Source organism: Flavobacterium sp. PL02 (assembly GCF_035013205.1).
Lineage (GTDB): Bacteria > Bacteroidota > Bacteroidia > Flavobacteriales > Flavobacteriaceae > Flavobacterium.
This window is the reverse complement of record NZ_JAYGJP010000001.1, coordinates 427,470-442,733: the sequence shown is the minus strand read 5'-3', so window position 1 is coordinate 442,733 and position 15,264 is coordinate 427,470. Positions and strand designations below refer to the sequence as shown.

The 15,264-nt window shown below is 31.1% G+C and carries 16 protein-coding genes; 8 read left to right on the top strand and 8 right to left on the bottom strand.

Features of this window, described 5'->3' with window-relative positions; all coding sequences use genetic code 11:
• Nucleotides 1-106: 106 nt before the first annotated feature.
• From SHI72_RS01840 to SHI72_RS01820, 5 genes are all read left to right on the top strand, one after another.
• A complete protein-coding gene (locus tag SHI72_RS01840; protein WP_039111397.1) occupies nucleotides 107-772 on the top strand; it encodes a ribonuclease HII in 666 nt (221 codons plus the stop codon).
• 149 nt (nucleotides 773-921) lie between these two features.
• A complete protein-coding gene (locus tag SHI72_RS01835) occupies nucleotides 922-1,215 on the top strand; it encodes a DUF3861 domain-containing protein (protein WP_039111398.1) in 294 nt (97 codons plus the stop codon).
• 48 nt (nucleotides 1,216-1,263) lie between these two features.
• Nucleotides 1,264-2,049, top strand: coding sequence for a hypothetical protein (locus SHI72_RS01830; protein ID WP_323488874.1), 786 nt, complete (start codon nucleotides 1,264-1,266; stop codon nucleotides 2,047-2,049).
• A 248-nt stretch (nucleotides 2,050-2,297) separates the two neighbouring features.
• A complete protein-coding gene (locus SHI72_RS01825; protein WP_039111400.1) occupies nucleotides 2,298-3,428 on the top strand; it encodes an MBL fold metallo-hydrolase in 1,131 nt (376 codons plus the stop codon).
• A gap of 22 nt (nucleotides 3,429-3,450) precedes the next feature.
• Complete coding sequence (locus tag SHI72_RS01820) at nucleotides 3,451-4,245, top strand: helix-turn-helix domain-containing protein (RefSeq protein WP_039117562.1); 795 nt, start codon at nucleotides 3,451-3,453, stop codon at nucleotides 4,243-4,245.
• Nucleotides 4,246-4,333: 88 nt separating this feature from the next.
• On the opposite strand, the gene lipB is transcribed toward SHI72_RS01820, so the two are convergent.
• From lipB to SHI72_RS01805, 3 genes are all read right to left on the bottom strand, one after another.
• The gene (gene lipB, locus SHI72_RS01815; protein WP_039117561.1) at nucleotides 4,334-5,032 is read right to left on the bottom strand and encodes a lipoyl(octanoyl) transferase LipB; all 699 of its coding nucleotides are present in this window, start codon (nucleotides 5,030-5,032) and stop codon (nucleotides 4,334-4,336) included.
• A gap of 4 nt (nucleotides 5,033-5,036) precedes the next feature.
• Complete coding sequence (locus tag SHI72_RS01810) at nucleotides 5,037-5,789, bottom strand: hypothetical protein (RefSeq protein ID WP_323488873.1); 753 nt, start codon at nucleotides 5,787-5,789, stop codon at nucleotides 5,037-5,039.
• Nucleotides 5,790-5,882: 93 nt separating this feature from the next.
• Nucleotides 5,883-6,611 (bottom strand): hypothetical protein, encoded by a 729-nt coding sequence (locus SHI72_RS01805; protein ID WP_323488872.1) that lies wholly within the window; start codon nucleotides 6,609-6,611, stop codon nucleotides 5,883-5,885.
• Between the two features lie 418 nt (nucleotides 6,612-7,029).
• Between SHI72_RS01805 and lysS the strand changes: the two genes are divergently transcribed.
• The 3 genes from lysS (at nucleotide 7,030) to SHI72_RS01790 (ending at nucleotide 10,563) form a co-directional block, all read left to right on the top strand.
• On the top strand, nucleotides 7,030-8,733 hold the full coding sequence (gene lysS, locus SHI72_RS01800) for a lysine--tRNA ligase (protein ID WP_039111405.1): 1,704 nt from the start codon (nucleotides 7,030-7,032) through the stop codon (nucleotides 8,731-8,733).
• An 85-nt stretch (nucleotides 8,734-8,818) separates the two neighbouring features.
• Nucleotides 8,819-10,072 (top strand): AAA family ATPase, encoded by a 1,254-nt coding sequence (locus SHI72_RS01795; protein WP_323488871.1) that lies wholly within the window; start codon nucleotides 8,819-8,821, stop codon nucleotides 10,070-10,072.
• Nucleotides 10,069-10,563 (top strand): hypothetical protein, encoded by a 495-nt coding sequence (locus SHI72_RS01790; RefSeq protein ID WP_323488870.1) that lies wholly within the window; start codon nucleotides 10,069-10,071, stop codon nucleotides 10,561-10,563. The genes SHI72_RS01795 and SHI72_RS01790 overlap by 4 nt, the downstream gene beginning before the upstream one ends.
• 61 nt (nucleotides 10,564-10,624) lie before the next feature.
• On the opposite strand, the gene SHI72_RS01785 is transcribed toward SHI72_RS01790, so the two are convergent.
• The 5 genes from SHI72_RS01785 to SHI72_RS01765 all read right to left on the bottom strand — a co-directional run bounded on the left by SHI72_RS01785 (nucleotide 10,625) and on the right by SHI72_RS01765 (nucleotide 15,204).
• Nucleotides 10,625-11,242 (bottom strand): hypothetical protein, encoded by a 618-nt coding sequence (locus SHI72_RS01785; protein WP_323488869.1) that lies wholly within the window; start codon nucleotides 11,240-11,242, stop codon nucleotides 10,625-10,627.
• Between the two features lie 103 nt (nucleotides 11,243-11,345).
• Nucleotides 11,346-12,371, bottom strand: coding sequence for a 2-hydroxyacid dehydrogenase (locus SHI72_RS01780; RefSeq protein WP_242667431.1), 1,026 nt, complete (start codon nucleotides 12,369-12,371; stop codon nucleotides 11,346-11,348).
• A 229-nt stretch (nucleotides 12,372-12,600) separates the two neighbouring features.
• Nucleotides 12,601-13,533 carry a glycerophosphodiester phosphodiesterase family protein gene (locus SHI72_RS01775; RefSeq protein WP_323488868.1) on the bottom strand — a complete coding sequence of 311 codons (933 nt, stop codon included), beginning with the start codon at nucleotides 13,531-13,533 and terminating at the stop codon, nucleotides 12,601-12,603.
• Between the two features lie 202 nt (nucleotides 13,534-13,735).
• Entirely contained in the window at nucleotides 13,736-14,653 is a 918-nt protein-coding gene (locus SHI72_RS01770; protein WP_323488867.1) for a DUF4274 domain-containing protein, read from the bottom strand.
• 158 nt (nucleotides 14,654-14,811) lie between these two features.
• A complete protein-coding gene (locus SHI72_RS01765; RefSeq protein ID WP_323488866.1) occupies nucleotides 14,812-15,204 on the bottom strand; it encodes a hypothetical protein in 393 nt (130 codons plus the stop codon).
• Nucleotides 15,205-15,264 lie beyond the last annotated feature (60 nt).

Below are 15,264 nucleotides of genomic sequence, written 5' to 3'. Positions count from 1 at the left end.
GGTAAAAATGCTAGAAGATTAATTTGTCCTCATGTTATAAGTTTCGGTACTTTCATTAATCTATTTCCCATAAAAAATTTAATCTTTGTAATTCTAAAAAAAGAACATGCTACAACTCAATTTTTCAGGATATGATTTAGAAACCGGAACCGACGAAGCTGGTCGTGGCTGCCTTGCCGGACCAGTAACCGCAGCAGCCGTAATTTTGCCCCTAACTTTTGAGAATAAAACACTAAACGACAGTAAGCAATTATCCGAAAAAACTAGAGAAAAATTAAAACCTATAATTGAAGAACAAGCCATTTCGTTTGCTATTACTCATTTACATCCCGATGAAATTGATGAAATAAATATCCTAAATGCTTCAATGAAAGGAATGCAGGAATGCATCCTAAAACTTAATCAAATTCCAGAATTCATTATTGTTGATGGAAATAGAATGCTAAATGCAAAACTAGGTTTGAAAAATACCGTTGGGAAGCAATTTTCTGAAAAGGAAATTGAGTTATTAAAATCGATTCCAAATCAAAGCATTATAAAAGGCGATGCCAAATTTATGAGCATTGCTGCTGCATCTGTACTTGCCAAAACCTATCGAGACGAGTATATGGATAAAATTCATGAAGAGTTCCCGATGTACAATTGGAAACAAAACAAAGGATATCCTACCAAGGAACATCGCGAAGCAATTAAGAAATATGGACCTACTAAGTATCATAGAATGTCTTTTAGGTTATTGCCAGATCAATTGGAGCTACTGTTTGAAGATTAGTCTTTGTATAGAATTACAGCTTTAATTTATATTTTAGTTTTCTAAATACTACAATAATTCAAATCCCGTTTATCGAATCTAGCTAAGTGTAACATTTATAAAAACCTCTTTGATTATTCTAGACAAAAACCAACAAAAAAACAGTAATTATGACAAAGCGAGCAAATAAATATAAACTAACCCTAGAACAAGTTTCTTTGACGAATGAAGAAACGATTTTAGCTGAACCTTTATCATTGGAATTTGAAAATCACGATGAAGTTTTTACAATTATCGAGAAAATTAAAGAAAAGAAACTATTTGAAGATGAGAATCAATCTACAGAATTTGCCATTGGTTTAAAAATGTTCAGTGAAGTAATGCTTAAAAACAGAAAGCATCCTCTTTTTGAAGATTTTTTTCCTGCATTTGGAGAATTCATGAAAAAACTAAAAAGTCAATAATAAACTATAAACGTAGATTATAACCTCAAATAAATCCATAAATCTAAAATGTTTAAACGTAAATATACCCCTTTAAAAAAGAAGAAATTTGAGTCCTTTGGAATGAGAAAAGAGTTCTACAAACGACTTCTTTATATTGGGCTCTGTATAATTCCTATTGTTTTATTTGGAGATGAGAAAGGAACTTTTAGATTAGTTCCTCTGCCATTTTTTTTAATCGGAATGTACAATTTACTCTTAATAATAAGCTTATCGCCATTTATAATTTATGACTTCTTTCCTCCTAAAGTTACCTTTGAAAAAGTTGCCAAACCCTTTGATAAGTTTATATATTATTTTTCTTCAGCCTTGTTTTTTGCAAGTTTAGTATTTCTGCTTTTTGAAATAAGAAAAATTGACAACACTATAAACGGTACTCAACTATTTTGGAGAGCAGGTTTCGCAGGAATTGCTTTAGCCATATTGCTTACAATAATTTTAAAGATTACAAATCCTTCTGTATATTTTGAAAGCAAAAGAAGGTACACAGTCCACTTTGGGCTATTTGTCGGGATGTTTTTACTTACAGCTGCTTCAACTAGTTTTATAAATCATTTCTATGCGGCTACCGATAAATCATGTAAAAACTATACAATTATAAGAAAAGGAACCAGCGGATCGCGTAACAAAGAACACTTCATTCATATTATCACTGAAAATAATACGGAAGAACGCTTTTCGATAAAAAAAGCACTTCATGAAGAACTAACCGAAGGTGGCAAAATTGAATTATGTATGGTAAAAGGGAAACTTGGATATGATTATGTAACAGGATTTAATAAAATTAAAAACTAAAACAATTCATAATTTTCTATAACAAAGCTAACTTTAAAAAATGTTAGCTTTTTTTATGCCAAAGATCTAAAGTGAACTTTTCAACAAAGTAAAATTGGACTTTTAAACAAAGTGACACAATTTATTTTGATGCAATTTTGTACCATCAATTCAGATACTTATGGGAAATTTAATTAAAAAGTGTTGCAACCACAAATAGTTTACTTGAATTTGATTCCATAAAACAAATCAAAAATAAAATAAATCGAATGAAACGATTTCTAAAAATCACAAAAAGAATTATGATTATAGTAATAAGCATTTTGGCTCTTTTAACCCTGGTTACTTTTTTATATATGATGCATCCAAAATTTGGTAAAGCACCAGAAGGTAATCGTTTGGAATTAATAAAAAAATCTAGCAATTATAGCGATGGAAAATTTCAAAACACGCATGACACACCTAATCTAACAAACGGCTACAGTTTTGGAGGTATTCTTTATGATCAATTATTTGGAAATCATCCAAGACGCGAACCTGTTGATTCTATCCCATCTATAAAAACCGATTTACATAATCTTTCTCCAGATGCCGATGTATTGGTTTGGTTTGGGCATTCATCTTATTTTATGCAAATAGATGGAAAACGTTTTCTGGTTGATCCTGTATTTAGCGGAAATGCTTCGCCATTACCAGGAACTGTAACTGCATTTAAAGGATCAAATGGTTACACCGTGGCAGATTTACCTACAATTGATTATTTGTTTATTAGCCACGATCATTACGACCATCTTGATTATGAAACTATAGTTGCTTTAAAATCTAAAGTAAAAAAGGTTATTTGTGGTCTTGGAGTTGGAGGACATTTTGAACGTTGGGGATATCCTACAGATAAAATAATCGAAAAAGATTGGAATGAAACAATTGTCTTAGAAGATGGTTTTAAAGTACATACAACTCCTGCAAGACATTTTTCGGGAAGAGGTTTTTCTAAAAATAATACCTTATGGCTGTCTTATGTTTTGCAAACGCCAAGTATTAAAATATACATTGGTGGCGATAGCGGCTACGATACACATTTTGCCAAAATTGGTGAACAATTCGGCTCAATAGATTTTGCAATTCTGGAAAACGGACAATATAATCTGGCTTGGGAAGCCATACATATGCTTCCTGAACAAGTACTTAAAGCAGCTCAAGATTTAAAAGCAAAAAGACTTTTCCCTGTGCATTCTTCAAAGTTTAAACTAGCAATGCATTCTTGGGATGAACCATTGAGTAAATTATCGACACTTAGCAAAACTGCTCATTTACCACTAGTAACACCTATGATTGGTGAAGTTGTAAATTTAAATGATAGTACACAAGTTTTTAAAGAATGGTGGAAAGGTGTAAATTAGCACTAACTTAAGATGAATCAAGATGAAAATTACCGAAATAAAATCGTGTCATATTGGCCCTGAAATTTCACCTGAACAATTTGTTCCAGAGCATATCTTTTTATATCTGGCAGCGGGAGAAATTGAAGGTTATGACGGACATGAAATGCATACTATTAAATCGGGAGATTATTGTATTGTAAGGAAAAATCATCTGGCTAAATACAAAAAACAAAAAGATAACGGACAATTTGAAAAAGTAGTAATCATTTTTGATGAAGCATTTTTGACAGAATTTAAAAAAAATCACGCTATTGCGAATGTAAAATCAAACTCTAAAAATGCATTTATCATTCTTAAAAAAGATGTTTTAATTCCCAATTTCATACGTTCATTAATGCCTTATTACAACGAAGGTGGAGTTATAGACGAAACGTTCTCTAAAGTAAAAAGGGAAGAACTTTTATTGATATTATTACAGACTAATCCTGAAATTTCGAGTGTTTTATTTGACCAAAGTATTCCCGAAAAACTAGATCTAGAAGCATTTGTATATCGAAATTATAAGTTTAATGTAAGTCTGGAAAGATTAGCTTTTTTAACTGGCAGAAGTTTGTCTTCTTTTAAAAGGGATTTTAAAAAGATTTTTAATGACACTCCTAATCGCTGGTTGATGCAGAAAAGATTGCAGGAAGCACATTTTCAAATTCAAAGAGAAAGAAAAAAACCATCTGATATTTATCTTGATTTAGGCTTCGAAAACATTTCTCATTTTTCATTTGCTTTCAAAAAACAATTTGGATACAACCCAACAAGTCTTATAAAAGAACATACATAATTCTTGAGTCTTCAGAGTAAAATTATTCAAACGCGTTCCATTCTTAGACAATGTCTATTTTGGAACGCATTACGAAAATCATATTATTTTAAACAAATTCTGCTTCGAATAATTCTGTCAGATGCTTTAGGATTTTAGCTTTTACTTCGGCTTCATCTACTTTTTCTACACCAAGTTCTACCTGAAGTGAAGTAACGGCTTTACCGCGTATTCCACACGGAATTATATTATCAAAATAACCTAAGTCGGCATTTACATTTAAGGCAAATCCATGCATTGTTACCCAGCGTGAAGCACGTACACCAAGTGCACAAATCTTACGGGCAAACGGCGTTCCTACTCCTAACCAAACACCCGTTTCTCCTTCGCTTCGGCCACATTCTAATCCGTATTCTTTTAGCGTAAGAATAATAGATTCCTCGAGGAAACGCAAGTATTTATGAATATCGGTAAAGAAATTTTCTAAATCCAGAATAGGATATCCTACAATTTGTCCTGGGCCGTGATACGTAATATCACCACCACGATTTATTTTATAAAAAGTAGCTCCTTTGGCTTCTAGCTGTTTTTCGGATAAAAGTAAGTTGCTCAAATCGCCACTTTTACCCAAAGTATATACATGCGGATGTTCTACAAAAATGAAATAATTAGGAGTTGGTAAATCAAGTTCTTCTCTCCTATTTTTAATTTTTAAGTCAACAACATCCTTAAATAATTGTTCTTGATATTCCCAAGTCGATTTATAATCTTTTTGACCTAAATCTTGTAGTTGGATTTTTTTGTTCATTGTATTATTTTTCAAACTCTACCTCAAGTCCCAGTTTAGTTGGATTTTCCATATAATCTGTAAACGGATATTGGATAGTTATTGTTTTTCTGTCTTCACTAAACAAAGCATTTGCATTAGATACTTTTTTTACTTTTTTAGGGAAACGATATTTTATAACATAGTTCGAAGATGCAAAAATCATTTTATACATTCCTAATGAATCCTCTACTGGTTTATTAGTTTCTTTTGGGTTCAAAATGACTTTACGATTAAACTTTTTCCCGTCATAGCTAAAACTTACGGTACTATTGTTACTGAAATCTCCGCTAAAAGGCATTTTATTATCTGAAGCTTTATTTTTCTCAATATTCTGAAGCGCACTCATAGTTTTCATCATATCCTGTAATTCATTTACATTTTTGAAATCAGTTTTTAAATCTAACATAAACTGTTTCTGTTCTGTATTCATTTTCATATGAACGACGAAATTCTCTAGTTTTTTAAGCTCTTTTTGTTCTTCGGGAGAAAGTTTTGCTATACTGTCTTTCTTGTTCTTAAACATTTCTTTAAATGAAAAAGTAGAATCTATACTTTTTGTTGCATCACCAACTTCATTTCCTAGTTGCTGTCCTGCCATTGCCATAAGTGCAGAACCATCCATATCTAGCGAAAATTTACCTGACCCATTATCTGTAATATCAATGTTCTCGGTAAAAGTACAACTTGTTAACGTCGCTAATAAAAGGGAAAGACTGAGGAATTTTATTAATTTCATGAGTAGATTATATTTTTTCTCAAAGATACGAAGTCTATTTAAAAAAATAACGGCAAAGATTCTAAGATATAAAGACCTTAATACTTCTAGATTTTACTCTAAAACAACTTCCAGATTTGTACTTTCAGGATTCTCTAAACAATCGGAAAGCTGGAATGTAAGTGTTACTATTTTTTTGTCTGAACTAAGAATTGCCGCTGAATTAGAAACCGACTTTATTTTACGAGGAAAATTGTACTTAAGTGCATAGGTTTGGGTAAAACTTAAGATATTGAATTTAGATTTAAAATTATTTATTTGCTTTTTATTCTTCTCAATTTCAGCCTCATTAATAACCTTAACAATACGTTTAAATGTTGTTCCGTCAAAGCTATATTTTAAATCAAAAAAATGACTTTCTGCTGTAAGTGCATAATTGTTTTCAAGATCATTTGCATAATCTTCAGTATTGTATAAATTAGGAACAGCATCTATTTTGGTAAAAGGAAATGTAATAGAAGTTTTAAATTCCTTATCGAAAGAACTCTTCTTTGCATGCACTTTTGCATTTGCATATTTTTGGAACAACTGCTGTTCTCGTTGGGTATATTTTAAAAATGTTTCGTTATATTTTGTAATATAATCTCGAAAAATATAGGTTGTATCTTGAAATTTATCTTCTTTAGAATACTTTTCTCCCATCAAAAGCATATAACTATGTTCATCTCTAAGTTGTATTGCTTCGATAGTTCCACTTCCATCTTCGTTTAGATTTATTGTTTCGGTAACTTGACAACTTGTAAAAAGTATTGCGAGCAAAAAAGAGAAGAAATAATTTTTCATTTAAAAAGCTTAGAATTTAAAATGCTAATGTAAACAAGTTTTGTAAGAAAAAACTATTTCGCGAAGTTTCGCAAAGCTTCACAAAGAAAAAATACAGAGAGTCGCAAAGTTTTATTTCACGCAGATTTTAGAGATTTTAGCTGATTTTATCACACAAACATTATCCTCTTGAGCGGAGTCGAAGGATTGCGCGTTATAAAACCAATTACTCGTAAAAATAATCTGTGTTTTACACACAACCGGAATCTTTGCGCCTCTGTACCTCTGTACCTTTGCATCTCTGAACCTTTGAACCTTTGCACCTTTACTCCCAAGAGAATTGAAATACAATAAATTGCTGCTACAAAAAATCTAAAATCTGCATTCTAAAATCTACATTCTTTTCTTTATCTTTGCACTCTTATAAAAAAAGCGCAAAATGGCATTATCAGAACAAGAAATTATCCGAAGAGAAAAACTTCAAAACTTACGCAACTTAGGAATCAATCCTTATCCAGCTAATCTTTTTCCTGTAAATCATACTTCTAAGCAAATTAAGGAGTCTTTTGAAGAAGGTAAGAAGGTTATTGTTGCAGGACGTTTGATGAGTGTTCGTGACCAAGGAAAAGCTTGTTTTGCTGAATTGCAGGATAGCGAAGGACGTTTACAATTATACGTTAATCGCGATGTTTTGTGTGAAGGTGATGATAAAACTTTATATAATACGGTATTTAAAAAATTAACCGATTTAGGTGATTTCATTGGTATCGAAGGAGAATTGTTTACTACTAAAGTTGGTGCACAATGTGTACGTGTAGATGGATTTACTTTCTTGAGTAAAACATTGCGTCCGCTACCTTTACCGAAAGTTGATGAAGACGGAAATGTACACGATGCATTTAATGATGCTGAGTTACGTTACAGAATGCGTTATGTAGATTTAACAGTGAATCAACACGTTAAAGAAACTTTTATTAAACGTACAAAGTTATATACTGCAATGCGTGGCTATTTTAACGATGCAGGTTATCTTGAGGTTGAAACTCCGGTTTTACAATCAATTCCTGGTGGAGCTTCGGCAAGACCTTTTATCACGCATCATAATTCGCTTGACATTCCGCTTTATATGCGTATTGCAAACGAATTGTATTTAAAAAGATTAATTGTTGGTGGTTTTGAAGGTGTTTATGAGTTCTCTAAAAACTTTAGAAATGAAGGGATGGACAGAACGCATAATCCTGAATTTACCGCAATGGAAATATATGTAGCCTACAAAGACTACAACTGGATGATGGAATTTGCTGAAGGTTTGCTTGAGCATTGTGCCATCGCTGTAAACGGAACTAGTGAAGTTACTTTTGGTGAGCATAAAATAAACTTTAAAGCACCTTACGCTCGCGTTACAATGACTGATTCTATCAAACATTTTACTGGTTTTGATATTTCTGGAAAAACAGAAGAAGAGTTATTTGAAGCTGCAAGAGGAATGGGAATTGAAGTGGATAATACAATGGGGAAAGGAAAACTAATTGATGAGATTTTTGGAGCTAAGTGCGAAGGAAATTACATTCAGCCAACTTTCATCACTGATTATCCTAAAGAAATGTCGCCTCTTTGTAAAGAGCACCGCGATAATCCTGAACTTACAGAGCGTTTTGAGTTAATGGTTTGTGGTAAAGAAATAGCAAATGCTTATTCTGAATTAAATGACCCAATTGACCAACGTGAGCGTTTTGAAGATCAAATGCGTTTGGCTGCAAAAGGTGATGATGAGGCTAATGGTATCATCGACGAAGATTTCTTAAGAGCGCTTGAATACGGTATGCCTCCAACATCTGGAATGGGTATTGGTATGGATCGTTTGATTATGTACTTAACAAATAATGCATCTATACAAGAAGTATTATTGTTCCCACAAATGCGTCCTGAGAAAAAATTAGCTCAGATTGAACTTTCTGATGAAGAAAAATTCATCGTAGATTTATTGAAAGGAAATGAAAATAAAATGGATCTTCAGCAATTAAAAATTACTGCTAATTTAAGCGGTAAAAAATGGGATGCTTCTATGAAAAACTTATCTAAACACGGTTTAACTAAAGTTGCTGTTGAAGGTGAGTTTAAAACTGTAGAATTGGTAGGGTAGTTTTATTTAACTCATATTAAATTAAAAAGGAGCTTTTATCGAAGCTCCTTTTCCTTATATAAAAATTTTCCTTAATTTTGAAAATATGGAAAGAGCAAAACTTATTGTTAAAAATTTCGGACCTCTAAAAGATATTGATATCGAAGTTAGAGAAATGGTTACTTTTATTGGAGCGCAGGCTTCTGGCAAAAGTACTTTGGCTAAGTTAATTTCTATATTAGAAGATGAAAATTTTAGAAGAAATAGTAAAATTACATTTGAAGAAGAGCTGAACAAGTATAATATGAAATCATTTCCCAATGATGGAACTATTATCACTTATTCCAAAGGGGATTATAATTTTACATTTAAAAATCACAAATATTCAAAGACAAATCCTAGAGAGTTAATTAAAGAACAATTTGTAGATTTTTTAAAAAATAGTAAGTCTAATGAAGAGAAAAATGACGAATTCAAAAATCTTCTGAAACATGATTTAATATCTAATTGGGAAAATCAATTTACTCCACAAATAGTTAACGATATTTTTAAAAAATTAAATGCTTATTTCAATAATGGTACTAAACCATATGAGATTTCTATAGTAGATTTTTTTCTCCATTATGAAAATATATTAACAGAATATGGAATAAACATTAAATTTGATTCATTATATATTCCTTCTGAAAGAAACTTCCTTCACTTGATTATTGAAAATACCTTAGGATTGATTAATAATAATATTCAAATTCCAAAACATCTTTTAGAGATTGGACAAGAATACGAGAAAGCAATTCATACAATAAAAGAATTATCATTAACTATTATTAATAAAAAATTCAAATATAAAAGAGAAGGAAAAACATCTTATATATATCACAATGAAAATGAAAAAGTAGATTTATTAGAGTCTGCTTCAGGTTTACAATCAGTAATTCCTATTTTACTTTTAGTTGAATATTCAAAATCATTAAAAGAAGAATATAATTTCAATTTTGTTGTTGAAGAGCCTGAATTAAATTTATATCCAAAAGCACAACATGAATTAATTAAATACCTTGTTAAAAATTGTTTGCTAGATAGAAAGAATTTAATTCTTACTACTCATAGTCCTTTTATTTTGGCATCTATAAATAATTTATTATTGGCTTATGATAAAGGACAAAAACATCCAAAAGAAGTAAATAAAATCATAAAGAAAGAATCTTGGTTAAATCCTAAAAACTTCATTGCTTACGAATTGAAAAATGGTAAAGCAAAAAAAATAATGAATGATAAATTAGGCCAGATTTCGGAAAATATGATTGATGGTGTTTCTGATGCTTTTGCAAATGAATTTGATAAATTACTTGATTTATGATTCAACATCTTAGAGAAGTATTTCCTCAAATTGAAACAAATTGCTTAAAAACGATTGCTGACAAACATACATTTATTTTTGAAGCTGAAACCGTTTTATTTGTCTCATCAAAAGAATCTTGGCATTTACATATTGAAAACAAATTAAATACTGAATTCTATTTTATTCAAAATGATGACTGCGTTATGAAAACAGTAAAAGGTGGTCAATGTGATTATGTTATCTGTAATAATCAAGAGGTCTTTTTTACTGAAATAAAAGTTGCGAAAGGAAATCAGGCAAATCATAGAAAAGATGCTTATTCTCAGTTAGAAAACACATTTAAACATTATTCAAATTTGATCGATTTTGAACCTTATAGCTTAAATGCTGTTGTTTGCTTTCCAAGCAAAAGAAGAATCGTAAAAGCAAGTGCTTCAACGAAAAGAAAAGAATTCAAAGATTCTTATAAAATAAATCTCCAAGAAGGAAATTACATTTCGTTTGACTAAAACAAAAAAGAGCTTCAATTGAAGCTCTTTTTTTATCTATTTCTCTAAGAATATTTTCTCTTTAAAAAGAAATTTTCTCTAGTTTTTTATTATCTATATCTAGGATTGCTTGAGATTGATCAGGAACTGCGCCTTTCCATTTTTCCTGAACTGATGGATTAGAAGGATACTTACCATTTTTCATTTTTACACTATAAAGAATTCCTTTACTACTCACTATAAGATCCTGGAATTTTTCGGAAGCTGTTGTTCCAACAAAAATAGGAAAATCGGTTACTGTAAATTTATTCAATAAGCTTCCGTCATTGTTCAAGATAAAACCAGAACATCCGCCTGTACCACAAAAATAGGGATTAGAGAAACCTACAAAGTACTCGTCTTTTTTATCATTATTTAAATCGAAAGCATCATAGTAAAAAAATCGGTCTTCTTTTGTCATTGCTGGCAAATCCTTGGTTAACAAAACTGTGGTTAATTGCTTACGAATCATATCGACTACTTTAGAATCTATTGGAGCTGTTTTATTATTTACTGCCGCTGAGTCATTATCGGTTTCCGTTGTTGCTGATAAGTCAATGGCTGTTGAGTCCACTCCTTTTGCTGTATCCGTAGCCGTTTCTTTTTTCTGGCAAGAATATAAACTAAGCATTGCTAAGCCTATTAAAAATGTCTTTTTCATGATTTTATTATTTTTTTTATTACCGTTAAATTTACAAAAAAATTAAATAAATATGTTTGTTTTAGAGGGTTTCTTAAAGTCATTCATTGACAATAAACGTACTTTAAACCAATAAAGCCGATTTATTTTCGAGATCTTTTCTTATCAGCAATTCTTTGATATTATTATACGTTACAAGCGCAATTTGAGTTAATGCTTCGCTCGTAAAAAAAGCCTGATGTGCAGTTACCAACACATTCGGAAAACTCATTAACCGCTGGATTGCATCATCTTTTATAATATCTTCTGAAAGGTCTCTAAAAAACAATTTTTCCTCCTGCTCATATACATCAATTCCCAAATATCCTACTTTACCATCTTTTAGCGCTTCTATAACACTAGCTGTTTCTATAAGTCCGCCACGGCTAGTATTAATTATCATAACACTGTTTTTCATTTGCGTAAGCGAATCTTTATTTATGATATGCTTTGTTTTTTCGTTTAATGGGCAATGCAACGAGATAATATCACTTTCTTTAAAAACTGTCTCTAAATCTGTAAATACAACTCCCTCTTTTTCCATTTCGGGATTACTCACAATATCATAAGCAAGAATTCGGCAACCAAAGCCTTTTCCTATTTTAGAGAAAGCTTTCCCTATATTCCCTGTTCCTATTATACCAATTGTTTTACCATGCAAATCAAATCCTAATAACCCATTTAGCGAGAAATTTTGTTCACGAACTCTATTATACGCTTTATGTGTTTTGCGATTAAGTGTAAGAATCATTGCCATAGCGTGTTCGGCAACAGCTTCGGGTGAATAAGCAGGAACGCGACATACATGAATTCCGTGTTTCTTTGCTGCTTCCAGATTTACATTATTAAAACCAGCACAACGTAAAGCAATAATCTTCACACCCTTTTCTGCCAATTGTTTTATCACCGCTTCATCGACAATATCATTTACAAAAACACAAATAATATTCGAACCCTGAATTAAACTTACTGTATGTTTATTAAGCTGTGTTTCAAAAAATTCTAAGTCAAAACCAAACTCGCAATTATGTTTATTAAAGAAAGTCTTATCATAAGGCTGAGCCGAGAAAAACGTTATTTTATTCATGCCTGCTACTCTATCTAAATCCATATATGCTTTCTTTAAAATTATAATTGTTTATTCATTAAAATTAATCAAATAATCGCAAAGTAAATTTCCAGGCAAAAAAAAAGAGCTTCAATTGAAGCTCGTCTGACACAAAATTATAAATCAATCTTAAACACGAATTTCACGAATTGTCACTAATCCGTTTGTCAAATTAATTTCACAAACTAAACTACTCATTAAGATTTGTGCAAATTCGTGAAATTCGTGTTTGTTATTTTATTTTCTTAATTACAATATGTTTCGATTTTAGTTTTTTATCGGTTGCATATTTTAGTAATTGTTTACCAGCTTCTACATTACGATCAGATGATAAAACATCTGCACCATTGGTAATAAGTTTGTAATATAACTCATCTCCTTTTGCAGCAGCACTTTTATCAAGATTCCCCATAGTTCCTAGAATACAAGAAATTTTTCGGCTGTGTAAATATTCATATACTTCTGGTTTTGGTTCTGAAGTACCTACAAATGCAATCATTTTATTAGCCTTTACACCTAATTTCTCCATACGTTCCACATCTTCTTTTCCTCTTGCCGAAACCGAAATCATTAAGTCTGGTGCAAGTTTAGCAGCCTCAGCAGCTTGTGTCGCTGTATAAGTAATAATTACCGAATAAGCCTCGGCTTTATTTCTTCTTACTGCATCGATAATCATTTGCATCGGAACGCCTTTCTTAATATCCAGGTTATAAATTACTTTGCCTTTACCCCATTGTAGGATTTGATCCAAAGTTTCGATTTTATATGGAGTTACTTTTCCTTCAGTATCTTTTAAGAAAAGCTCTTGCAATTCTTTATACGTATATCCTTCGATAACACCCGTTCCAGTTGTAGTTCTGTCTAGTGTATTATCATGCATCATTACCAAAACCGAATCCTTACTCAAAGCAATATCAGTTTCTACAATCGTAGGATTATATTTTATTGCATTGGCAAATGTTGGCGTACAGTTTTCTGGAAATCCAACTGTTGGACCACCTCGATGTGCACTTACCAACGGAATTGTTTTCTTAGAATAATTTAAAAACTTCTGTAATTCTTTAGAAGTTTTAAATTTTAATAAATATTCATTTTCCTGGGCAAAACCAAAGCTAAAAATGAAAGAAACTAAAACTGCAAGCCACAAACTTTTATTCTGAAACATATTATATTTATTAAAATTGGATTGCAAAATTAAGCAATTCCTACTATGTAAAGCCCTATAAAAAGTGAAATTATTTTAACCATATAAGTAATTTAAGTAAATATAAGCGTGACTTAATCAGCCTAAAACTTAAATGGACTTACATTACTTATATGGTTACCTTTTTTTATTACAATCTTAAATCTATGCAACCTCAATTATTTTATTCCCTAAATTTTAAATGGTCAGAACTAAACAGCAATCCGATACCACTATAAGGATCTTTTTTTAAATCGTAAAAATTAGTTACTCCTTCTAAATCTTTATATAAACTAGCAATTATTGTACTAGGCTGGAAACCATCTATTGTATGGTTTATAATAGTATCGGCAAGACAAGTCAGTTCTTTTGTCGAGTTGGTTACACCTATATTATTACCCGTTTCCCAATCCCAAATTATCCAATCCCAGCTATGTTGTTTATGTACACAATCCATCCATAAATATGACAGATTTTTAATTTTTATCTTTCCTAATTCCTTTCCTTTCCAGTATTCAACACTTTCTATTATAGCTTGTATAGCGGAATCTGTTCCGTCATAAATAAAACCAGAATTCGAAATCTGAATAATCTTTATAGCATCTTTTATCTTAGCAGCAATCGTTTTTAATTCCTTTTCGTTTGGCTTTCTTAAAAAAGCAAACTCAATATCTTGTCGTTCAAAAAAAGCTCCATTAGATTTTTCAAGCATTTCTGACGGAATACATTTCGTGTCACAATATTCATCAAGAAATTCATCCTTTGGGTCAAAAGAGAAATTTTCATCTTCATAAAAACCCGTACAATATCGCTGCTCAATTTCTTTTATCAGTTTATAACTCTCATAGTTAATATCCTCTTTTGCTTCATCCTCATTTGCAAACTTGCAAAAATAATCTGGCTGAAGAAACCAATACAAACACAATGCAGTCCCTTTATCACAATGTTTTTGTTTAATAATCCAATCAAAAGGCTCAATTCCGTCATCATAATTCCAATGTTGCACAAACTGATGCAACTCCGCAGCAGTTAATTTCTTGTAAGACATCTCACCATTTACAGCTTTAAGAACTCGATTTTTACTTTTCTTATTAAACTCCATTTTTCCTCTTAGTAATAGCTATTTTAATTATTTTAATCTCTTTACAAATTTAAAAACCTATCCTTACAAAAGTAGCAAGACAACACATAAAAAAACTCCTATAACAACAAGTCATTAAACTCATTGTTATAGAAGTCTTTAAATTATTAAAAGTCTTTTTATTTACTATCGCCCTTCTTAACCGATAAGACAGAAACATCATAACCTAGATTACGTAACACCTCTAATCCATCAAGAGGTTCCAACTTATTTTTACCTGTCCATCCTTTTTGCAAGCCAAATAAGATACATTCTCTAACATATTTAGGCCTATTCAGGTTCACAACTTCTTTTTCGTCAATTAATGACTTAACAAGTGGAAAACCAAAATTTAAAGGAAGACCAATTATTGGGTCATCCCATGTCAGGAAATCAACTAATAATGGAGTTAGCTTATAATCCTTTAAAAATATTTTTATTGTCAATGTTCCTACCTTTGCAGGCAAATCGACCTTACCAGTCATTATATAGAGATAAACATTATCCTCGACAGTTATTTTTCTTAATTTCATGTGTCTAAATTAAACCTTAGTAAAACTAAACATCTATTACTTTAAATCTATTAAAATTTC